The sequence below is a fragment of the Olsenella sp. CU969 genome (assembly GCF_905219715.1).
GTDB lineage: Bacteria > Actinomycetota > Coriobacteriia > Coriobacteriales > Atopobiaceae > Granulimonas > Granulimonas faecalis.
In genome coordinates, this window is the sequence record NZ_CAJMXC010000010.1 from 14,204 (window position 1) to 35,519 (window position 21,316).

21 protein-coding genes and 1 pseudogene are annotated in these 21,316 nt (G+C 66.8%); 5 read left to right on the top strand and 17 right to left on the bottom strand.

What is annotated here, in order from left to right; all coding sequences use genetic code 11:
• The first annotated feature begins 154 nt into the window (after positions 1 to 154).
• Positions 155 to 544, top strand: a complete 390-nt coding sequence (locus JX283_RS02165) for a (deoxy)nucleoside triphosphate pyrophosphohydrolase (RefSeq protein ID WP_204829159.1) — start codon at positions 155 to 157, stop codon at positions 542 to 544.
• On the opposite strand, the gene JX283_RS02170 is transcribed toward JX283_RS02165, so the two are convergent.
• The 3 genes from JX283_RS02170 to JX283_RS02180 form a co-directional block, all read right to left on the bottom strand.
• Positions 541 to 3,489, bottom strand: coding sequence for a DUF3427 domain-containing protein (locus JX283_RS02170; RefSeq protein ID WP_204829136.1), 2,949 nt, complete (start codon positions 3,487 to 3,489; stop codon positions 541 to 543). The genes JX283_RS02165 and JX283_RS02170 overlap by 4 nt on opposite strands.
• A gap of 42 nt (positions 3,490 to 3,531) precedes the next feature.
• Positions 3,532 to 3,924 (bottom strand): hypothetical protein, encoded by a 393-nt coding sequence (locus JX283_RS02175; RefSeq protein WP_204829137.1) that lies wholly within the window; start codon positions 3,922 to 3,924, stop codon positions 3,532 to 3,534.
• 82 nt (positions 3,925 to 4,006) lie between these two features.
• Positions 4,007 to 4,660 carry an HNH endonuclease gene (locus tag JX283_RS02180; protein WP_204829138.1) on the bottom strand — a complete coding sequence of 218 codons (654 nt, stop codon included), beginning with the start codon at positions 4,658 to 4,660 and terminating at the stop codon, positions 4,007 to 4,009.
• A gap of 241 nt (positions 4,661 to 4,901) precedes the next feature.
• On the opposite strand from JX283_RS02180, the gene JX283_RS02185 reads away from it, so the two are divergent.
• On the top strand, positions 4,902 to 6,011 hold the full coding sequence (locus JX283_RS02185; RefSeq protein ID WP_204829139.1) for a glycerol dehydrogenase: 1,110 nt from the start codon (positions 4,902 to 4,904) through the stop codon (positions 6,009 to 6,011).
• A gap of 568 nt (positions 6,012 to 6,579) precedes the next feature.
• Complete coding sequence (locus tag JX283_RS02190) at positions 6,580 to 8,028, top strand: ATP-binding protein (RefSeq protein WP_204829140.1); 1,449 nt, start codon at positions 6,580 to 6,582, stop codon at positions 8,026 to 8,028.
• Between the two features lie 133 nt (positions 8,029 to 8,161).
• Here the strand turns inward: JX283_RS02190 and fetB are convergent, their stop codons facing one another.
• From fetB to JX283_RS02255, 13 genes and pseudogenes are all read right to left on the bottom strand, one after another.
• The gene (gene fetB, locus JX283_RS02195) at positions 8,162 to 8,974 is read right to left on the bottom strand and encodes an iron export ABC transporter permease subunit FetB (RefSeq protein WP_204829141.1); all 813 of its coding nucleotides are present in this window, start codon (positions 8,972 to 8,974) and stop codon (positions 8,162 to 8,164) included.
• Positions 8,971 to 9,504, bottom strand: a complete 534-nt coding sequence (locus JX283_RS02200; RefSeq protein ID WP_370583393.1) for an ATP-binding cassette domain-containing protein — start codon at positions 9,502 to 9,504, stop codon at positions 8,971 to 8,973. The genes fetB and JX283_RS02200 overlap by 4 nt, the downstream gene beginning before the upstream one ends.
• Positions 9,453 to 9,659, bottom strand: a pseudogene (locus tag JX283_RS08755) (ATP-binding cassette domain-containing protein); the annotation flags it as partial. The gene JX283_RS02200 and the pseudogene JX283_RS08755, both read right to left, overlap by 52 nt.
• A gap of 131 nt (positions 9,660 to 9,790) precedes the next feature.
• Entirely contained in the window at positions 9,791 to 11,014 is a 1,224-nt protein-coding gene (locus JX283_RS02210; RefSeq protein WP_204829143.1) for an MFS transporter, read from the bottom strand.
• Positions 11,015 to 11,142: 128 nt separating this feature from the next.
• Positions 11,143 to 12,003, bottom strand: a complete 861-nt coding sequence (locus tag JX283_RS02215; protein ID WP_204829144.1) for a PTS system mannose/fructose/sorbose family transporter subunit IID — start codon at positions 12,001 to 12,003, stop codon at positions 11,143 to 11,145.
• Positions 11,993 to 12,763 carry a PTS sugar transporter subunit IIC gene (locus JX283_RS02220; protein ID WP_204829145.1) on the bottom strand — a complete coding sequence of 257 codons (771 nt, stop codon included), beginning with the start codon at positions 12,761 to 12,763 and terminating at the stop codon, positions 11,993 to 11,995. The genes JX283_RS02215 and JX283_RS02220 overlap by 11 nt, the downstream gene beginning before the upstream one ends.
• Positions 12,764 to 12,802: 39 nt before the next feature.
• Positions 12,803 to 13,273 carry a PTS sugar transporter subunit IIB gene (locus JX283_RS02225; protein WP_204829146.1) on the bottom strand — a complete coding sequence of 157 codons (471 nt, stop codon included), beginning with the start codon at positions 13,271 to 13,273 and terminating at the stop codon, positions 12,803 to 12,805.
• A 64-nt stretch (positions 13,274 to 13,337) separates the two neighbouring features.
• On the bottom strand, positions 13,338 to 13,754 hold the full coding sequence (locus tag JX283_RS02230; RefSeq protein ID WP_204829147.1) for a PTS sugar transporter subunit IIA: 417 nt from the start codon (positions 13,752 to 13,754) through the stop codon (positions 13,338 to 13,340).
• A gap of 48 nt (positions 13,755 to 13,802) precedes the next feature.
• Positions 13,803 to 14,864, bottom strand: coding sequence for an SIS domain-containing protein (locus tag JX283_RS02235; protein ID WP_204829148.1), 1,062 nt, complete (start codon positions 14,862 to 14,864; stop codon positions 13,803 to 13,805).
• Positions 14,865 to 14,935: 71 nt separating this feature from the next.
• Positions 14,936 to 16,090 (bottom strand): SIS domain-containing protein, encoded by a 1,155-nt coding sequence (locus JX283_RS02240; protein ID WP_204829149.1) that lies wholly within the window; start codon positions 16,088 to 16,090, stop codon positions 14,936 to 14,938.
• Between the two features lie 186 nt (positions 16,091 to 16,276).
• On the bottom strand, positions 16,277 to 16,996 hold the full coding sequence (locus JX283_RS02245) for a GntR family transcriptional regulator (protein WP_204829150.1): 720 nt from the start codon (positions 16,994 to 16,996) through the stop codon (positions 16,277 to 16,279).
• Positions 16,993 to 17,760: a GntR family transcriptional regulator gene (locus JX283_RS02250; RefSeq protein ID WP_204829151.1), complete on the bottom strand. Its 768-nt coding sequence runs from the start codon at positions 17,758 to 17,760 to the stop codon at positions 16,993 to 16,995. Before JX283_RS02250 ends, JX283_RS02245 begins: the two co-directional genes overlap by 4 nt.
• Positions 17,745 to 18,272, bottom strand: coding sequence for a hypothetical protein (locus JX283_RS02255; protein WP_204829152.1), 528 nt, complete (start codon positions 18,270 to 18,272; stop codon positions 17,745 to 17,747). The genes JX283_RS02250 and JX283_RS02255 overlap by 16 nt, the downstream gene beginning before the upstream one ends.
• Before the next feature lie 86 nt (positions 18,273 to 18,358).
• Here JX283_RS02255 and JX283_RS02260 point away from each other — a divergent pair, with 86 nt between their 5' ends.
• On the top strand, positions 18,359 to 19,048 hold the full coding sequence (locus tag JX283_RS02260) for an HAD family phosphatase (RefSeq protein ID WP_135977994.1): 690 nt from the start codon (positions 18,359 to 18,361) through the stop codon (positions 19,046 to 19,048).
• Positions 19,049 to 19,470: 422 nt separating this feature from the next.
• Positions 19,471 to 20,424, top strand: a complete 954-nt coding sequence (locus JX283_RS02265; RefSeq protein WP_204829153.1) for an NAD(P)-dependent oxidoreductase — start codon at positions 19,471 to 19,473, stop codon at positions 20,422 to 20,424.
• 152 nt (positions 20,425 to 20,576) lie between these two features.
• On the opposite strand, the gene JX283_RS08760 is transcribed toward JX283_RS02265, so the two are convergent.
• Positions 20,577 to 21,305, bottom strand: coding sequence for a hypothetical protein (locus JX283_RS08760; RefSeq protein WP_370583394.1), 729 nt, complete (start codon positions 21,303 to 21,305; stop codon positions 20,577 to 20,579).
• Positions 21,306 to 21,316: the final 11 nt, after the last annotated feature.

A 21,316-nucleotide genomic window follows, 5' to 3' on the forward strand; every position in this document is an offset into this window, starting at 1 on the left:
GCCAAATCCGCACACCGAAGACCCCAAGCCAACTCACTCAGGCGCGCAGCCCCGTGGGCGCTCGCCGAGGGCAGTCGGCCGAGTGAGGATCTTTCATCGCGAGCCGGTGTGGGGTAGCCTGGGCGGGTCCGTCTCGAAGGGAGCGTCCTTGACCATGAAGACCCTGCACGTAGCCGCCGCCATCATCGTAGACGGGATCCGCATCCTTGCAGCCCAGCGCGGCTACGGCCCCATGGCCGGAGGGTGGGAGTTCCCCGGCGGCAAACTCGAGACGGGAGAAACCGGGTGGGAAGCCTGTGTCCGCGAGATCCGGGAGGAGCTCGAGGTGACCGTGGGAGACGGCTGCCACTTCGTGACTGTCGAGTACGACTACCCCGACTTCCATCTATCCATGGAGTGTTTCACCTGCAGGATCGTCGATGGGACCCTGCATCTCCATGCCCACAGCCACCTCCGCTNGGTTCAAAAGGACAACCTGCAGGCGGTACACTGGCTGCCCGCCGATCTTGAAGTGGTCGAGAAACTCGAAGGACCCCTTGCCTAAGCCCCCACGATGTAGTCGTAGATGCCCTGGTCCACAGGATGGTCGAGCGTAAACTCGGTCTCGAAGACGGAGACAGGCTGGCCCTTGTCGAGAAGAGACGAGTCCACGAGTTCGCCNGGANGCATGGTGCCCAGATAGTAGTGGTCGGTGCCCTCGTTGTCGTCCTTCTTCACAAACAGATGGATGCGGGTCACGTCAGGGTCAAAAGCAGAAAGTTTGACGCCGTCTTTGCTCGTGCTGGTCCGCCGGTTCTTTGACATCCAGTGCAGTGTCGACCGGTTCACGAAGTAATCGTGATACTTGATGGTGTCGGATATTCCCTCATCCNTCTTGTAAGTCACAAAGACGAGCCAGTCGTCGTCCTNGAACAGGTACCCGCCGATGTTCTGGGCCGTGACGTTTTGCTCCCAGCAGGCAAGCCGACATGCGTCCTTTCGTGTATACCGCTGACCGATACAGAAGGGGCGATCGTTGAACGGGCTGCCGTAGTCGCGTCGATGCAGGCCGCGNGCCACCGCTGTCAACTCGGTCATCTGGCCGAAGAACTCCCTGGCCCATGGCTGAGTCAGGGCCGCCTCTAGTTCGGGAGAACGTCTCACGACATCGCCGTCCAGTNCGGCTATGGGCGGGAACTTGCCCTGGTCCTTCTTCTCATACCACGAGAGGTCGAGAACGCTGGAGCCGTTTCGCACCTGCATCAGACAGGAATCGAAACTCAACCCCACCCCGAAGCCATCGTCCCAACCCTCCACCTCAGCCCGGAGGTCCTCGGCGACACTGTTGAGAGTGACTTTGGANCTTACCAGCAGATTCTCGATAAGCGCCAACTCGGCGAGCCGCTTGCCTGCGCCAAACTCGACGGNAGCGAACCTCAGAAGGTCGCGCTGCACTTCCGAGAAGCGCACGGTGTAGTCGGGCTCGTACTTCGAGNGGAAGNCGTCGTAGCTGCCCAACGAGGACTCGAAAAAGCATGTGGGGTCGAGCGACCCCAGACGGTCGAACTCCTCGAGAGTCGGCACCTTACCCACCTTGGCCTTGACCTCCCGATAGGCACGCTTGAGTTCTCCCACCCTTGTCATGTTCGACTGGTTGACCGCCGCTATGACCGTCTTGGCAGCCACCGAGTCGAACGTCACCGTAGACGCACCGGGCAGTTCCGCGGAGCCACCGGAAACCAGGCGCCGGAGTCTTTCGCGGGCCCCGATCCTGTCACCGAACAAGGCTATGGGAATCAGGTAATTCCCCTGGTAGTTCCCAATGAAATCTATGACGACCACGTAATCCTTGCCTTCTGCACGACGGAGGCCTCGTCCCAGCTGCTGCACGAAAACAATGGCCGACTGGGTGGGTCGCAACATNACCACTTGGTTGACTGCGGGGATATCCACACCCTCGTTGAAGATGTCCACCGTGAACAGGTAGTCAAGGGCCTCGGGGCACTCCTCCATCTCGNNGCGCTCGATGGCCCGCTCACGCTCACCGTCGGAAGTGGAACCCGAAAGGGCCATGGCACGATAGCCCATATCGCAGAACCGCTCAGCCATCGCGGCCGCCTCGTCGTTACGNGAGCAAAAGACGAGGCCGCGCACCTTGTCGCCGGAATAGCCGTAGCGCTCCACGGCCTCGGCCAGATGCCTCATGCGCTCATCTGCCNCAAGACGCGAGAAGTCGGCCTTCTCCTCGAGGGGCTGACCATCGACCTCCACATCCGCAACCCCGAAGTAATGGAACGGGGTCAGCAGGTCGTACTCGAGGGCATCCTGCAGGTGGATCTCGTACGCGATGTTGTGGTCGAACAGCGCATAGATGTCGAACCCGTCCATGCGTTCGGGCGTGGCGCTCATCCCCAGCAGGAAGGCCGGGTCAAAGTGGTCGAGAAGCCGTCGGTAGGATGCCGCTCCGGCACGATGCACCTCGTCGATGACGATGTAATCGAATGCATCGGGGGCAAAGCAGTTCAGATGATCGGGTCGCGAAAGAGTCTGGACGGTGGCAAAGACGCAATCGGCATCGGGCGTGCGCTCCCCGCCCGCATAAAGCCCCATGGTCGTGCCCTTGGGCAAAACGCGCCTGAAGCTCTCCATAGCCGCCCGCGCGATTCGCTCGCGGTGTACCACGAAAAGCATACGTCGCGGCCGACACGCCCGAACGTCAAACGCCGCGAGGTAGGTCTTGCCCGTTCCCGTTGCAGAGACCACAAGCGCCTTATCACCACCATGCCGTCGTACCTCGTCGATGCCGAGAAGGGCGCGCTCCTGCATGGCGTTCGGCGCCACCATGGACCCATCGAGGGTCTGCGTGAACGAGGCTGCCTGAACCCTTTGCCGCTCTCGATAGAAGCGCTCGTACTCCTCGATCCATCCCTCCGAAAGNTCGGAGGTCTTCTCGTGATGCCANAGACGCTCGAACTCCCGGCGAGAGCTGCGCACCAGATCGCCGTCGTCAGTCGACGAGAGGGCAATGTTCCATTCCTGATTGGCCGTGAGTGCGGTGTCCGTAAGATTCGCGCTACCGACGATCAAGTGGGTGGATCCGGCATGATGGAAGAAATAACCCTTGGAGTGAAGGCTCCCGTTGAAGACGCGCACATCCACGTTCTCCATAGCGAGTAGCCGCCGAAATGCACGAGGCTCGTTAAACGTGAGATATGTACCTGTCAGGATGCGTCCACGGACTCCGCGGGCGGCGAGCTCCTCGAGGACGTCGGCGATGAGGATCAGACCGCTTTCCCGAACGAACGCCACGGAAAAGTCGAACGAGTCACATCCTCTGAGCTCGCGAAGCAGATGCGCGAGCACCTTCTCCCCGGCCTTGTGGTTGTTTACAAGCAGCCGGGGACGCAGCTCCTCCCTAGACATGACCGTCCAGTCAACGAGGGCGGTGGCGGCCNATGCCGAGATGTCCTCGGCGATAGTTGCGTCTATACGCTGGGCAGGCATACTCATGGCGACCTCCTGTGGCAACAATCCCACAGGGAGGAAGAGGGATCAAGTTATTCTCATCCACCACGATGTCCGCACCGGGCCCATGCCGCTTGTCTCGCTGGCGGCCTCGATCTCATCGTCACGGTGCAGGACGCGTCCCTCATAACGGCCGTCGCCGATATGACGGAACAATGCGAGGGAGCCGACACCGGCCAGCTCGCCGGCAGCCGCCTCGACGGCCGGACCCGAGAGGACGGCCCCGCCCTCGACGGCATGCGCCTTGAAGGGCATCGGCTCGGCGCCCCACGAGAGGATTCCTCGTGCGGGGGCACGGAAGAACGCCGCGGCGTCGGCCCCGTGCACGAGGAAGCGACCCTCGTCCACGCCCTCTGCGGCCGGCCAGGTGACCCGGCTCAGATAGACTCCCCCGGACCGGTCGCGCTCATCGTCAGCCACAGTCCCCACCTCCGGCAAGACCGTAGCCTGGGTGATGCCGCGTCTTTCTTGCATTGGGAGATACCAGGGGAAACGTCACATCTCAGCCCTTGAAGACAACGTCTTGGTGATATTCCACGAACTCGCGGGCCGGAGGCAGGCGCTTGGGACGGGCGACGGCGAGCCCGTCGCAGCGCCATAGGATGTCGTTGCCTCCGCCGTGGGGCAGCTTGGACGAGACCCGCATGCGACCGTCGAAGCCCAGCGTCAGGTACCCCTGGTCGAAGGCGCGATCGTGCAGCGCGTTGAGCAGCAGGCCGTTGGCCGCGGTCAGGCGCTCCTCGGGCCCCTCCGACGCCGCCCACGGCTTGATATGGCTCGCCACCAGCAGGCTCGGCACCGAGATGCCCGTCACGCAGCAGCGCTCCCCGTAGTTGTCGAGCAGCGCGTTGCGAAAGTAGCTCTGATTGACGCGCTGGCTCACCACGGCCTCGCGCGTGGTGACCTGGGGGAGCACGAGGTCGTCGGCCACGAGCACGTCCTCCACCGACGACTCGCCGTCGAGGCCCGCCGNNCCCATCACCGCGTCGAAGGNACCGACGGCNGCCTCCACGGTACCCTCGGGGTCCGAAAGGTACCGCTCCCAGAGGGCCACATCCCCCTGGGAGATATGGGTGAGGCCGACGGTGCCCGCGTTGGGGTCGCAGGCGCGGAAGTTCGCGAGACGCATGACCACGGACCCCGATGTGCGGCCCATGGCCTCCGCAAGCTCNCTGACCCNCGGGTTCCNGCTGNCATGACGCCCCGAAGGCACCGTGAGGTAGAGCACCAGCGCGGCCAGATACTCCTGCTCGGTCCAGTTCCTGCGCCCGGCCATCGCGTACCTCCCCTTGTCGGCTACACCCCTATTGTGCGCCCTCGCCTCCGTGTCATTAACGTCACTTGAAATCCATTACCATATCGAACGTAGGTAAATACCATTCAGAAAGAAGCTATCCATGGCCAAGATCTACAACAGCCCCAGCAAGTACATCCAGGGTCCCGACGAGCTCGCCAACCTGGGCACCTACGTGACGCCGCTCGGCTCCAAGGCCCTCGTCATCTGCAGCCCCAGCGGCAAGAGGCGCGTGGGCGACAAGATCGCCGGCGGCTTCGAGACCGCGGACGCCACCGTGGTCTTCGAGGACTTCAACGGCGAGTGCAGCAAGGGCGAGGTGGAGCGCATCCGCGGCGTCGTGGCTGGGCAGGGCTGCGACGTGGTCGTGGGCGTGGGCGGAGGCAAGGTGCTCGACACCGCCAAAGCCGTGGCCTTCTACGAGGGCGCGCCCGTGGTGNTCTGCNCCACCATCGCCTCCTCCGACGCGCCCTGCTCGGCCCTCTCGGTCCTCTACACCGACGACGGCGCCTTCGACGAGTACCTGTTCCTGCCGTCCAACCCCAACATCGTCCTCATGGACACCACGGTGATCGCGGCCTCACCCNTGCGCCTCACGGNCTCCNGCATGGGCGACGCCCTGGCCACCTGGTTCGAGGCCAAGGCCTGCGTGGACGCCGACGCCGGCACCTGTGCCGGCGGCAAGTCCACCATGGCGGCCCTTGCCCTGGCCGAGCTCTGCTACAGGACCCTCATGGCCGACGGCGTGAAGGCCAAGGTGGCCCTCGAGGCCGGCGCCGCCACCAAGGCCGTGGAGCATATCGTTGAAGCCAACACGCTGCTCAGCGGCATCGGCTTCGAGTCGTGCGGCCTCGCCTGCGCCCACGCCGTGCACAACGGCCTCACGCAGCTGCCCGAGACCCATGGCATGTACCACGGCGAGAAGGTGGCCTTTGGCACCNTCGTGCAGCTGGTGCTGGAGGNCGCGCCGTCCGAGCAGCTGGACGAGGTCATCGGATTCTGCTGCGAGGTGGGCCTGCCCGTGACCCTGGCGCAGATCGGCGTCACCGACGTCACGCCCGAGAAGGTCCGCGCCGTGGCCGAGGCCGCCTGCGCCCCCGGCGACACCATGGGCAACATGCCCTTCGAGGTGACCGTGGACATGGTGGAGAGCGCCATCCTCGGCGCCGACGCCCTGGGCCGCTACGCCTTNGGCGAGGACTGCTGCGAGTAGCCGGACGGGCCGGCTTTAATCGGCGGATCGGCTGGGGCCGGGCGGCGGATGCGTCGCCCGGCCCCGGTTTCTTGTCGTGCGGGGAAGCGGGTTGCGGGGGCAGGGCGCGAGGCCGGGCGTCCGGGCGCCCAGAACCGGTTCCGGGCGCCGGTAGTTTCCCAATTGAATGTTATTCGGGCGACCGGAGTGGGTTTTGGGACGGTTTTCCCGCCCGGAGCTGATTGCGGGCGGGGTTGGTTTCTCCTCTTTTGAAAACCGCCCGCCCGGAACCGGTTGCGGGCGGGCCNGGGACGCCCGCAGGGCCCATCGGGGCACCTCAGCCTTCCCGGAACCGGCCCCGGGAAGGGTCGGCCGTATGGGATTCCAGACCCTAGACCCCACACCAATAAAGTCCGGCCCTTTTCCCAGGCACCTCGTCGACCAAGGAGCGTTTTTGCCATTCTTTTCTGATATAAGAAGAACATCGCAGAAATCTGCGATGTTCTTCTNATATTNAGCGGACAAATAGCAGNTNCTGCCATAATCTTCTCATATCAGAAAAGAGTATGCGAAGTATCGCGAGGAAGCTATGGACCAAACTGTCGAAGCCGCCGTGGACCGTGTGACCNCCCTCCAATGCGAGGGACAGACCGTCGAGGTGAAGGCCGCGCGAGGCGGCACCCCCAANCTGTACGAAACACTCTCGAGCTTCGCCAACCAAACCGAAGGCGGAATCATCCTCTGCGGGATCGACGAGGGGAAGGGCTTCGCCCCCGTTGGTGTCTTTGACGCGCAGAAGGTGCAACGGGACATCGTCGAACAGTGCAAGGAGATGACTNCCGAGCTGCGCCCGACCTTCGCCCTAGCCGAACGAGACGGCGCCGTTATCGTAGGCGCCATCATCGAAGGCCTGCCCATGGGGAGGCGCCCCGCCTACCGCACGACCGCAGGCATCACCANGGGCTCCTATATTCGTGCGGGTGACCAGGACATCCACATGAGCCCGCAGGAACTTTACGAGATCGAGGCCTTCAAAAACGGCACCCGCTCCGACCGTATGATTCCCGAGGGATCCTCCGCAGACCTGCTAGACAACTCCAAGACGGCCGCATTCGTCTCCGCCGCCCAGAAGAACAGGATGCGACTTTCCGAACGGAGCCAAGAAGAGGTCCTCGCCCTCACGGGCGCTGTCGTAGGGGGAAAGCCCACTTTGGCCGGAATCATGACCCTTGGCGACTACCCTCAGCAGGAATATCCCAACCTATGTCTCACGGCGATCGCCGTCGCAGGGCCCTCGATCTCTCAGGACGAGGTGGGGAACCGCTTNTTGGACAACAAGANCATGGACGGCACGATCGACGAGATTGTGGAGNACACCATGGCGTTTGTCGCACGCAATACGAAGACGCGCTCCGTGATCATGGGAGCCATCCGGAAAGATGTTCCTCAATATCCCGAGCGAGCGATTCGCGAGATAGTGACGAACTCCCTGATGCACCGTGACTNTGGCCCTTACAACAACGGCACGCCCACGCGCCTCACGATCTACTCCGATAGGATCGAGTGCTCGAACCCTGGGGGAATCTACGGCGGTCAGAGCGTGGAAGAACTGGGCGTCTCGAACATGCAGACGCGCAACCCGACCCTCGNCTCGATTCTTGAGATTCAAGGAGTTGCCGAGAACCGCCACTCGGGCATCCCCGTCATCCGCGACGAATGCGAAAGGGCCGACCTCCTTCCACCGGTTTTCGAAGACCGGCGGGGGGAGTTNCGTGTCACCGTCTACGGAGATGCGTCGACACGCGAGAGGGAGGGCGAGGGCGAGCCTCTCTCCGAGGAGGCTGTCATCGCCTTTTGCCGCATACCCCGCAGCCGCGAGGAGGTCGCCGAGCATTTCGATACCAGCAAGGCGTACGTCGCCTCGTACTACCTCAATCCGATGGCAGACCGCGGCCTCCTCCTGAGGACCCTCCCCGACAAACCGCGGAGCAAGAACCAACGTTACGTCGCNACTCGCCGAGGCCAGCAGCCTGGTTGACCAATCGAGGCCTCCTGCCCGTCCGGAACCGGTTCCGGACGGGCAGGAGGCGATCACGAGGCGCGATGTGCCGCCTCAGCATCAATCAGTCAATAGGCAAGGTGACAGATGGGCCAGGCACCGCTGTCACACNTCAGCGCNTAGGGGAGAGCTCGTCGCGCAGGCCCGGNTCCAGGTAGTAGCCCTCGTCGGTGAACCGACGGCGGTAAGCCAGGTAGCAGGCGCACACGATGGCTGCGGTGCCGGCCGCGCTGACCATGAGGAGCACCACCACCTGGTATTTGGCGGCGATCATCGGGTCGGCGCCCGCCAGGATCTGACCGCTCATCATCCCCGGGATCTGCACGATACCCGCAGCGCACATGGTGGCGAGCGTGGGTGCCATGCCGGCGGAGACCGCGGCCTTGATGGACGGGAAGGCGGCCTCCCGCGGCGTGGCGCCGAGGGCCACCATGGCGTACATCTCCTGGCTCCGGGCGTCCATGCTGGAGAAGAGCCGCTCGATGGCCACGGAGACCGACGAGAGCGCGTTTCCCATCACCATGCCGAGGATGGGCACGAGCTGCTGCGCGTTCCACCACGGCTGGGCCCCGATGACGCCGTCCACCACCACGAGGGCCACGGAGACCGACGGCACGAAGATCGAGACGAACACGCTCGGGGCGACCCCACGCACCGTCTTGCGCGTGCGGTCGCAGGCGATCTGCGTGGCAGCCAGCGACATCACGGCCACGGCGAGGGCCACCCACCACACCGTCTGGTATCGGAACAGGTAACCGAGCACGAACCCGAGGGCCAGCAGCTGCACGAGGAGCCGCGCCGTGGACACGGCGATGGACCTCACGAGCCCCAGGCGCAGCCTCCACGACACGACGAGGTCCACGCCCATGAGCGCCACGGCCATGAGCAGCTCCGGGTACCCGATGTCGACGACTCCCCCGGTCACGACGCATCCCCTCCCCCGGTCTCGGTGCGGTCGATGACGCCGTCGGCGAGCACGAACACGGCGTCGGCCATGCCGTCGGGCGGCCGGTGGCGGATGCGCAGCACGGCGCAGCNCTCCTCGGCGGCCAAGGAGCGGCAGAGGCGGCCCACGGCCATGGCGGAGTCGTCGTCCAGCGCGGCGTCCACCTCGTCGAGGAGGAGCACCCGCGGGCGCGTGGCGAAGGCCCGGAGCAGCGCCACGCGGGCCTGCTGGCCGCCGGAGAGCTGGGAGGCATCCGTGCCGCACCCGACGTCGCCCAGGTCCACGGCGCAGAGGAGGCGGGCGAGCTCCGCGTCATCCGGCGGCCTGGAGCCGGCGTTGATCCTGAGTGTCCAAGGGAGGCGCAGGTTGTCGCCCACGGTCCCGGGCACGAGCGTGCACTGCTGGGGGACGAGGCACACCCGCCGGCGCCACTGGGCCGGGGCATCGACNCGGCATCCGCACCCTCGATCCTGAGGGTGCCGGAGGTTCTCGGCAGCATGCGGGCACACACCCTGAGCAGCGTGGTCTTGCCCGATCCCGAGGGACCGGTGAGGTCGTAGACACCGCCGGCCGAGAGCTCGAACGACACGTCGTCGAAGGGCGCGTGCGGCTCTCCCCGGCTCATGTAGGTCGTGCTGAGGTGCTCCGCATCGAACAGCGCCATACGGCCTCCCGTCTGTGGGCATCCCCAGAACGATAGCCCTCCCGGANGGCCCCCACAACGGGACGCGTNTGACAGATGGGTCAGGCACCGCTCTCGCGCGCGGCAGGCCGGCACCGGGCACCGCCCCTGGGTCACCTCTCCCGGCTGAAGCGCCACCACAGGCAGAACGCCGCACCCACCACCGCGATGACGCACGACGCCCCGAAGAGCACCGGTTGGACGCCGAAGGCGTCTGCCAGGAACGGGGCCGCCAGCAGGGGCAGCACGCCGGCNCTCATGAGGCCGAAGCGCACGAATCCCATGACGCGGCCAAGGGAGGCGATGGGCGTCTCCTGCTGCACCAGGGTCATCTGCACCGGCTCCAGGAAGCCCCAGGCGAACCCGTTGACGGCCTGACCGAGGACGGCCACCCACAGGATGTCGGTCCCCNCGTAGACCATGGACCCCACACCCACCGCTAAGAGCGACTCCAGCAACAGCCCGAGGTCGATCCGGGAGGAGGGGACGCGGGTGAGGACCCACGCGCCCACCGACGAGGTGAGGCCCACCACGGCGGAGAGCCAACCCAGCCACACGATGTCGACCCGCAGCACGTCGCGGTAGAAAAGCGACTCGAGCGAGTCGAAGGCGCCGAAGGCNAAGAACCCCANGAACCCNGAGACGAAGATGATGAGCNGGTCGTGGTTGGAGAAGGTGATGCGCGCACCCTCCATCATGCCGGAGACCACGCCCGCAGGCGCGTCGCCGTTCCCGGCGGGCCTCACCCGCTCCCGGCAGTCGCGGGCGAACAGGAAGGTCACGGCCATGACGGCCGCCATGAACAGGTAGACCGAGTTGGTGGGGAGCACGCCCACTAGAAGCCCTCCCGCAACCGGGCCCAAGGTGAAGGCGATGTTACTGTAGAACACCAGCAGGCCATTAAGCCGCTGCCTACCGTGCTCGTCCGGCTGGAGGTAGCCGGGGTACGCATGGGTGGTGGTGTTGAGAAACCCGCCGCAGAGCCCGAGGAAGACCGCCGCGAAGACAAGGGATGGCACACTGATGGGCACCACGCCCATCACGAGGCTCGACACCGCCGCCGCGGCCACCGTGACCATGGCCACCCGGCGCGGCCCGACCCGGTCGATGGCCGGCCCCGCCAAGGCGTTGCCCGCCGAGACGCAGAGGTTTCGCACGAGGGTGACAGCGGCGACGAGGAACGCCCCGCCGGCGAGATCGTAGGTGGCGGCACCGATGAGCCCCAGGAAGTCGACGGCGTTGTTGNCGCNCCACTGGAGCGACTCGATCCAGATCAGGTCGACCTCCGCCCTCGAGAGGCGGTGCTCCGCCGTGGTGCCGTCGACGGTTCTTCTCATCTCATATCACGCGGCGCAGAGGCGCCCCTTTCCGCGGTGTCCCGCAACCCGTAGGCCGCATCCCTGCGGCCCGTTTCGGCAAAAAGGGCGGCGGCCGGCCCCAGCCGACCGCCGCCCGTCCTGGGGGGCTATGCCAAGAACCCGAAGTAGACGCCCACCACGCCGAGCAGCATCGAACCGACGATGAGCCAGGAGGGGCTGATCTTCTTGGAGAGAAGCCAGTAGTAGAGCCANAACNCGGCCATGCCCAACATGNCCGGCATGATGCCGTCGAGGATGTCCTGGACCGTCTGCACGTTCTCGCCCACGCCGATCTCGATGGGGATGGACGCCCAGAACATGTCCACGCTCATGGCGCCCACCACCATGACGCCCACGATGGACACGGCCGTCATCACCTTGGTCATGAGGCCGTTCTCCTGGGCATTGGCGAGGAAGTCCACGCCGAGGTCGTAGCCCTTCTGGACGCCCCAGACCCTCAGCCAGAAGCCGGGGACGTTGTAGATGAGCAGGAAGGCGATGGGGCCGAAGGGGTTGCCCGCCTGACAGAGGGCGATGCCCACAGCGGCGGCGATGACGCGGATGGTGGCAAGGAAGATGGAGTCACCGATGCNGGAGAGCGGNNCCATGAGCNCCGCCTTNACGTCGNTCANCGACTCCGGGTCNATCTCGCCCCNGGCCACGCNNTCCTCCATGGAGATGGCCACGCCGCCCACGAAGGGGGCGAACTGCACCGTGATGTTGAAGAAGGCGAGGTGCCGCTCGAGGGCGGCCTTGTAGCCCTCGGGGTCGTCACGGTAGATCTTCTTGAGCATATTGGCGATCATCAGGCAGAAGGCGATGTTCATCTGCTTGTAGTAGGTCCAGGAGAACTCCATGCCCAGGGACCCCACACCCAGGGCCGACTTGACGAGGTCCCTGTGGGTGATCTTGCCGTCGTCCTCTACCGTCGCGCCGGTGGCGCCGAGGTTCATCGCATCAGAAGTCATCGTCGTCATCCCCCTCGAGGGCCATCTGGGCGCCCGTGTTCATATTGATAAGGTCGAACTTTTCGATGCCGATGATGATGGCGAGGATGGCCACGCCCAGGACCGGCACCCCCATGTAGCTGCAGAGCAGGAAACCCAGGAAGTAGAAGGGGACGAGCTTCTTCGTGATCACGAGGCGGCCGAGCATGGCGAAGCCCATGGCCGGCAGAAGGTTCGCGGCCACTCCGAAGCCGTCGAGGATGAAGCTGGGGATCCAATCGAGGATGCCTTGCACGGCGTCCACGCCGAGGAGAAAGGCGCCCNCGCAAAGCAGGAAGTACTCGACGCAGCCCCACAGGCCGATACCCCAGTGCAGCGCGTAGATGCCCCTGAGGTTCCCCTTCTTGGCAAAGGCGTCGGCCTTGTCGACGAAGAAGGGNNAGATGGGCTGGAGCAGGTTGCCGATGGCCAGGGAGAGCACCGCGATGGGCATCGCCAGGGCGATGGCCGCCTCGGTCCCCTCGCCGAGCGAGATGGCGAACGCGCAGNCCAGCACGCCGCCGATGGTCTCGTTGGGCGGCACGTAGGCGCCGATGGAGATGGACCCCATGAACAGCAACTCGAGGCTGGCGCCCACGGCGAGGCCGGTCTGGAGGTCACCCAGGGCAAGGCCCACGAGGGGGCACATGACGATGGGCCTGAACATGTAGAGCGTTCCCAACTGGTAGTCGAGACACCCGAGGGCCCCGATGAGGNCGACGAGCACGGCTTGTACGATCATGGTTCCGCCAATCTGTGGAGTGGATGCAAAGGAGTGGCCTCAGAGCACGGAGGCGGCGTCGACCTTGGGGTCGTCGGCCAGGGGCCTGATCTCCACCTCGACGCCGCGGTCGACGAGCTCGCGGATNATGGCCTCCTCCTCGGGCTCGAGGAAGACTTGGCGGGAGACCTCCCGGGTCGTGGGGCTCGCCTTGGTGTTGCCGAGGTTGATGCTGGTCACCACCGGGCAGCGGTCGGCCAGCTCCTTGGCCTCGGCGATGNTCTGCACGCTGACGACCATGCGGTACTTGTCGNTGACGCCGGAGTTGATGGCCTNGACGGCATGGTCCATGTCCNNNATGACNAGCTTGCAGCCCGCGGGCTTGCCCAGCTTTAACGTGGTCTTCCACACGGGATCGTTGGCGACGTGGTCCCCGACGCAGAAGACGCAGTTGGCGCCCAGCCCCTGACACCACGACACGGCGACCTGCCCATGGAGCAACCGGTGGTNGACCCTCAGCAAANGAATCATAGTTGATACCCCCAGGAACTAGAGACGAACGGACGGACGTGCGGTCCCGGCCTCGAGGCCGTTCTCAGAACTCCTCCTCCTCGGCGCCCTCGAACGCCACGAGGTCGTTCACGTACTTGGGTGCCGTATCCGGCGAGGTCACGGCCCGGCGCACCACCTCTCCCACCGGCTCGGCCGAGTCGGAGAAGAGCAGGGAGATCAGGAGCGGGAGGCTCATGTTGGCCACCACATGGAGGTTGGGGTGNCCGGCGAGGAGCTTGGTGAACNCGTTGCACACCGACCCCCCGAGGATGTCGCAGCACACCACGACCTCGTCGTCCCCGTCGCCCACGGCCTCCGCCGCCACCGCTGCCACGTCGTCGTTGCCGTCGACGAACAGGCACGCCGTCGTGAGGTCCTCGCGCTCCCCGACAAGGAAGGCCAGGGCCTCGGCGATTCCCTGGGCGAAGTGGGCATGGGATGCGATAACGAACCTTCTCATGGGACCCCCCTGCCCGTGGCCAGCACCCCGGCCGGCCACGGCTGCTGGCTAGTACTCGAACTGGTGGTAGTAGCGGCGATAGTTGAGGTTGTGCTTCGTGACGGTCTCGTAGTAGGCGGACACGCGGTCGGTCACCAGGGACGAGAGGATCCACGGACTCACGATGGTGCGGAACTCCTTGTCGATCGAGGGCGTCGCGAACTCGTCGACGTCGATGACGACAACGTCGTCGTCACCGGTGCGGCCGCTCTTGAGGAACGCCTCGACGCGGTCGTCGAGCTTGCGGTACTCGTCGACGCCCTTGAAGAGCACGACGGGGACGCCCTCCTCCACGAGCTCGAGGGTGCCGTGGAAGAAGTCGGCGGAGCTGATGTAGCGGGTGCGCTTCCACTGCATCTCCTCGAGAATGNACATGGCGAACAGGATGGTCTCGCCCCATAGGGCGCCGGAGCCCACGAACATGGTGTAGGGGGCGAGGGCGTAGGAGCGCGCGATCCTCTCGGCGACGGGCTCGAACCTCTTGCGGATGTCGACGAGGTCCGCCCAAATTCCGCGGCACTGCTCGATGAAGCGGTCGTAGGCCGGAAAGCTGCCGCGNCGCTCGAGGAGCTTGAGGCCGAAGCAGTCGGCGAGGTAATACCCGCCCTCGCAGCCGCCGCACCCGTGGCTGGACGCCATGGCCACGCAGTTCTCGGCACCCACCGCCTTGCCGATGGGGCCGTCTGGCTTGGTCATGGCCACCACGCGCACGCCCATCTCCTTGAGCCTGGCCACCGCCTCGAGGATCTCGGGCGTGGTGCCGCTCTCGGACGCGGTGAGCACCACGGAGCGCTCGGTCATGCGCTTGTGGCCCGCCACGAGCCACTCGGCGGCGTGGATGAGGTAGACCTCGAGGTCCTTGTCGCCGTACTTGTTCATCATGTACTCGAGCTGCATGAGCTCGTCCCACGTGCCGCCGACGCCCATGAGGAAGACGNCGTCGTAGCCCTCGTCGGCCACCTTGTCGGCCATGGCGGCCATGCGCTTGCCGGTCTCGTGGAGGGCCTCGCCGNCGGCGAGGTACCCCTCCTGGTCGAAGTGCATGATCTCAACCTTCTCAGTCTCTTTCACGGTGTTCCTCTCACTCTCTCTCCGGTGGTACGGGGCGGCCGGGTACCGGCGGCCGTCCAAGGGNCAGGCGCCTAGGGACGCGCCGTNTCTGCGGAAGTGGATGCCCGGCGCTCGAGCTCGGCCACGGCCTCGTCGTAGCCGGGCGCCTTGCTGCCGAGCTCGCCCTCGTGGGCCGCCAGGAACGGGTGGACGTCCCAGGAGTCCGTCGCCTGGGCGACCGTCGCCGCCACGACCTGGAAGAACCCCAGGTTGGGAATGGCGGTGCAGAGCGGGTCGGCGAAGGGGGGCAGGGCCACCTCGCAGGGCTCCCCCGCCGGGTGGGCCGTGAGCAGCCACGCCGACGGCGTCACCTGGGACATGACCCGGGCGCAGCGGGCGAGGCGCGGCGACCCTGCGGGGTCGTCCTGGATGAACACGAGGTGTCCGGGGGCCACCTGCATCTCGGGGCCGTGCATGAACTCCTCGCCCTCGAAGGGGGCGGCGGCGATCTTGAGCGTCTCCTGGAACTTGAGGGCGGCCTCCTCGGCGACGCCCCATGCGGGGCCGTTGCCCACGACGAGGGCGGGGGAGCGGCGGGAGAGCTCGCCCATGTGCCGCTCGACGAAGGCGTCGGCCACGGGCAGGCAGGCACCGTGGGCGGCCACGGCGTCCTCGACGGAGGCGAGACCCTCCATGAGGGCCCGCTGCCCGATGGTCCCCGCCGCCTCTGCCCCGTAGAGCGAGAAGAGCATGAAGAACTCGACCAGGGTGAGCATGCCCTGGGTGACGAAGTCCACCGCCTCCAGCCCGCACCCGTAGTCCACCGCCACGTCGGCGCGGGCGGCCACGGGCGAGCCGGGGTTCGCNGTGAGGGCGACCGCCGGCTGACCGCTGTCATGCAGGAAGTCGAGGGCCGCGAGCACGTTGGTGGAGTATCCGCTCTGCGAGACCACCACGTTGAACGCGTTGNCGGGGTAGTCGTGGTCGAACGCCATGAACCGCTCCGGGGTCACGACGCACACCTGCTCCCCGAGGGTCCGGGCCATGAAGTNGCGGGCGCAGTCGGCCGCGTGGCGGGAGGACCCGGACGCGACGNTCCTGACCGCCGGGCCGCCGGAGCGCCGGAGCGTCGCGGCATAGGAATCCACCAGCCAGCAGGTGAGCTCCGCCGAACGNCCGAGGTTCTCGGCCATGCGGTTCNGCGCCGACCGGGCGTAATCGAGCATCGTGGGGGTCTGCGACTTCACTGCTGCCCCTTCCCTTGAATCGACGGTTGGCGATAATGAGAATATAAGTGGCGACTTTTTGTGACCATTTGCTATACACAAGCTAACACTGTTTTGATACCAATTCTCGGTAACCAAGGGATACCGGCGAGCGGTAGAAAATGAGGGACAAGCGGTAGCGGAACCGCCCCCACCGCCCAACGGGCGTCAGTAGGTGTAGACGTAGCCCCCGCGGTCGCCNAGGTTGAGGGCCCTCACGTACTCCACGGCACGGCCCTCGCCGTCGTAGCTCACGCAGTCGAGGGTCAAGGCGGGGTCACCGGCCCGCACGCGGAACAGGCCGGCGTCGCGCGCCGAGAGCTNGGTCAGGCCGAGGACCTCCTGGGTNCCCACGACCTCGNGCCCGTACATCGCGTAGGTCTCGTAGAGGCTGAAGACGGCCACGTCCACCCCCTCGATGTCGGGGAAGAGCGAGAGCGGGATGAGCGCGCTCTCGATGGAGATCGGGACACCGTCGACGCTGTTGAGCCGACGCACGCAGTAGAGCTCGTCCTCGGGCGCCACCCCGAACAGGTCCGAGAAGAGGGGGCCAGCGAGGCGCCGCGAACGCGACAGGATACGCACGGAGGGCTCGGCGTCGTGGGCCCGTATCATCTCGCGGAAGCCCATGCCGGCGGCCTCGGCCCCGTCCCAGAGGCTCACGACGAAGGCCCCCTTGCCCTGGATGCGCCGCACGAGGCCGCGGTCCACGAGCTCCCCCACGGCGTTGCGCACCGTGAGGCGGGTGCAGCCGAACTCGTCCGCCAGCTCGTTCTCGGACGGCAGGGCGAGGCCGGCAGGATAGTCGCCGCGCTCGATTCGCTCTGCGATGACCCTGCGGATGCTGAGGTAGACGGGCTCGTCCTCGGACGGGGCCCTGTCGGTCACGAGAAGAGCCACGGCTTCTTGCCCACCTTCCCCTTGAGGTGCTCGGGCAGGTCGTTGCTGGCGAAGTGGTAGCGGTCGGCCCGGATGATGTGGCGGCCGAACTCCACAGGACGCCCCTCGTCGTCCTTCTCGACGGCCAGGAAGTAGAGTGCGGCGTCGCCGGGGGCGAGGCCCAGCAGGGGGGCCTCGTCCTCGCGGACCCTCGTCACCGAGATGCGCTCCTCGCCGTGGGAGATACGGACGCCGTAATCGCTCTCGAGCACCTCGTAGAGGCTCTCCCGGGCAAAGTCGTGGGCCTCGACACCCGGGAATCGCCCATGGTCGATCCAGCCGGTCTCGATGGAGCTGGGCCTGCCGTCGGCGGTCCTCACCCGCTTGAGGAAGAAGACCGGGTCGCCAGGGGTCAGGGAGAGACGCTCCGCCACATCGGCCGGGGCCCCCTCCGCCCCGGAGGCGACCAGGAGGCTGCCCGGCGCCATGCCCACGTCGCGCGCCGCGGCGCCGTAGTTGTAGGTCTCCTGGAAGACCAGGAGCACCCGCGGGTCCGCCACGTAGGTGCCCGACCCCTGGCGGCTCTCGAGCACATTGCCGGCCACGAGCTCGGCGATGGCACCCCTCAGGGCCGTACGCGACACCCCGACGAGCTCGCAGAGCTCCCGCTCGGGCGGGAGGCGGTCCCCGGGACCGAGCCCCCGGGAGGTGATGAGCCAGCGGATGCCCTCGGATGCGCGGTCCTTGGCCGGTATGGTCAATCCTGAGCCCATCCCTCGCGTCCCGCTCCCCCGGGCCCCGCGGCCCCTCGTTCTATCACGACGTCCATGCGCCCCTTTATTTCCCCAGCATAGCCACTCAGACTCTCGAACGCCGGTGAGTCGCGGCGGACCTCCCTCGTTATGACGGGAATCTCCAGACGGGCGACCCCCTCCTCGCCGGAGCGCACCGCGAGCACCACCGAGAGACCCAGGCAGCGGCCCTTCCCGGCCGCGTTGGCCCGGGACACCGCCGCCGGGTTGGCCATGATGCGCGCCGCCAGCCCACGGTCGCTGCCGTCGCCGACATCGGGCGCACGCTCGACGATGCGGCAGTCGAGGAGCTCGGAGTCGCGGAACACGGCGGGGTCGCACCCGGGGAAGCGCACGGCCCAGAGACCCCGGGAGGAGTCCTCGACCACCCAGGGGAGCAGCGAGAGACGCGGCGGCTCGAACAGGACCGACGTCACCGCGAAGTCGGGGCCGTCGAAGACCCTCCGTGGATCCCTGCGCCCGAGCAGCCCCATGACAACCCCCTTGAACAAATCCCTTCTTTCTGTGATTGTAGACAATATNGTGTNTTCTTAATACCAATTTTCNGACAGGAGGGGACATGGACACTGTTGCGGCCGTCGTGTTCGACCTTGACGGGGTCATCGTCGACACCGAGGCGGCCTACTGCCGCATCCTCGTTGACTTCTTCGGACGCCACGGGGTCCCGCTGGGATGGGACGAGGCGGGTGCCATCGTCGGGTGCGCCGCCCCCGTGTACCGCGAGCACCTGGAGCGGTGGCTCGCGAGGGTACCCAGCCCCGACCCCGCATGGGAGGGCATGGGCGCCGAGGAGGTGGTGGAGCCGGCCTTCTCCGTCCTCGACGGGAGGCTCGGCGAGCTGGCCATGGCCGGGTTGCACCGTTGCCTCGACGGGCTGCGCGACCGGGACGTCCCCTGCGCCGTGGCGTCGTGCTCCTCGCCGGCGGAGATAGAGGCGGCCCTCGATGGTTGCGGCGTGCGCGACCGGTTCGCAGCCGTGGCGAGCGGCCACGAGGTGGCCCGCTCCAAGCCGGCACCCGACGTCTACCTCGAGGCGACGCGCCTCCTCGGCGTGGACCCGCGGCGGTGTGTGGCCGTGGAGGACTCCGACACGGGGATCGAGGCGGCGAGGAGGGCGGGGCTCTTCGTGGTGGCGAGGAGGGAGACGCGGTTCGGCTTCTCGCAGGAGGGCGCGCACCGCATGGTGGACCGCCTCGACGAGGTTCCGGCCGTGGTGGACGGGCTCTCCGCCGGCGCCGCGGTGCGATGACCTCTCGGCCGGGGGTGGATGGCCGGGGGCATCCGCGAGCCGCGACGGGCCGTCATGGGCCCACCGGAACCGGCCTTGGGGTCGGGGCACACCCGAACTGCCGCGGCACACACCGAGGCCGCCCGGTAAGGGCCTCTCTACACGAGGGGGCCTCACCGGGCGGCCTACCGCTCCCCACGGGCCCCGTGTGCCGGAGTCCGTCCGCAGGGCCCTTCTCGCGTCGGGAGGGGCCCTATGGACGCACGGCAAGCCGCACCTGCGTCGAGGGCCCCTTACCGCGCGGCCTTGGTGCGCATAGACCATCAATCGGGCAATAGGCGAAGTGACAGATGGGCCAGGCACCGCTGTCACGCGCCGTCAGCTCCCCGTTGATNCATTACGCANCCCGGTGCGNTAGGATGCATCAGANGAAAGGAGCCCCCGTGAACATCGCCCTACTCGAGCCCCTCTCCGTGCCCGACAAGATCGTGGCCGAGCTCTCGGCTCCGCTTGTGGAGGCCGGCCACAGCTTCAAGGCCTTCCCCACCCGCACCACCGACCCCAATGAGCTGAGGGAACGCGCCGAGGGCGCCGACGTCGTCATCATCGCCAACACGCCGTTCCCGGCGAGCGTCATCGGCGCCCTACCCAAGCTCAAGCTCGTGGACGTGGCCTTCACCGGCGTGGACCTCGTGGACATCGAGGCCTGCCGCAACCAGGGCGTCACCGTGTGCAACTGCGCCGGCTACTCCGACGCCGCGGTGGCCGAGCTCGTCATGGGCCTCACCGTGGACGTGCTGCGCCGCGTGCCGTCGGGCCAGCAGGCTGTGCGCGACGGGGGGACCTCCGAGGGCCTCATGGGCACCGAGATCGCCGGCAAGACCGTGGGCGTCATCGGCACCGGCCGCATCGGCACCCGGGTGGCCCGGCTCTTCTCGGCCTTTGGGGCCAAGGTGCTGGGCTACGCCCGCCACCCCAACCCCGCCTGCATGGATGCCGGAGTGAGCTACCGGGGCCTCGACGCCCTGCTGGCCGAGTCCGACATCGTCACGCTGCACCTGCCGCTCACCGAGTCCACCCGCGGCTTCATCGACGCCGAGAAGATCGCCGCAATGAAGAAGGGGGCCGTGCTCGTGAACTGCGCCCGCGGGCCCATCGTGGATGCCACGGTGCTGGCCGANGCCCTCGTCTCGGGCCANCTGGGCGGCGCCGCCGTNGACGTGTTCGACCAGGAGCCGCCGCTGGACCCGTCATGCCCGCTCCTCTCGGCGCCCCGCATGGTGCTCACGCCCCACGTGGGCTACTACACCGCCGAGGCCATGGAGCGGCGCGCCAAGATCGCCTTCGCCAACGTGACCGCGTTCTGCGAGGGCAACCCTCAGAACGTGGTGGCGTGACGGGGGCCCGCTGCATAAATTGCGCAATGTGACAGAAGTGCCCGACCATTGGGACAAAAGTGTCCGACCAATGGGACGGGGATGACAGGAGGGCGGGCGCGACCGGATCGGTTCCGACCGCGCCCGCCCTCTTCGGTGACGCTGTGTGACGGCTAGTCCTCGGGGTCCTCGGGGCTCTTGGGGTCCTTGGGGTCGAGCTCGTGGTCGATCCCCTCCTCGGACTCATGGGCCTCCTCGCTGCCCAGCTCGTCCAGGCCGCCGTCGCCCGTGGCGTCGCCGGCGGGGACGACCACGTGACCCACCTCGGCGGCCTCCTCGTTGACCTTCTCCTCGGGATGGGCCGCCAGGTACTCGTCCCAGGCGTCGTCGAGCAGGGCCTGCACGGCCTCGCCCTCCACGGTCTCGCGCTCCAGCAGCACGCCGGCCATGGTGCGGATCTGATCCGCGTGCTCCTCGAGAATGGCCTTGGCCTTCTCGTGGGCCTGGCGCATGATGCGACTCACCTCGCCGTCGATGCGCAGGGCGGTCTCGGGCGAGTAGTCCTGCCTGTCGGCGTAGTCGCGGCCCAGGAACACCTCGTGCTGGGCCTCGCCGAACACCTGGGTGCCCNGCACCTTGGNCATGCCGTAGCGGGTGACCATCTGGCGGGCCAGCTTGGTGGCGCGCTCGAGGTCGTTGGAGGCGCCGGTGGTGATGTCCTCGCAGAAGAGCTCCTCGGCGGTGCGGCCGCCCAGCAGCACCGCGATCTGCTCGAACATGGCGTTGCGGGTCTGGAGGAAGTGGTCCTCCTCGGGCAGGGACAGGGTGTAGCCCAGGGCCTGGCCACGGGGCACGATCGTGATCTTGTGCACCGGGTCGGCGTTGGAGAGGTAGTGGCCCACCAGCGCGTGGC

Bases quoted from the DNA above. Each gene is read 5' to 3' on its own strand.
- JX283_RS02260 (WP_135977994.1), top strand. From the start codon at position 18,359: ATGGACACTGTTGCGGCCGTCGTGTTCGACCTTGACGGGGTCATCGTC.
- JX283_RS02250 (WP_204829151.1), bottom strand. From the start codon at position 17,760: ATGGGCTCAGGATTGACCATACCGGCCAAGGACCGCGCATCCGAGGGC.
- JX283_RS02255 (WP_204829152.1), bottom strand. From the start codon at position 18,272: ATGGGGCTGCTCGGGCGCAGGGATCCACGGAGGGTCTTCGACGGCCCC.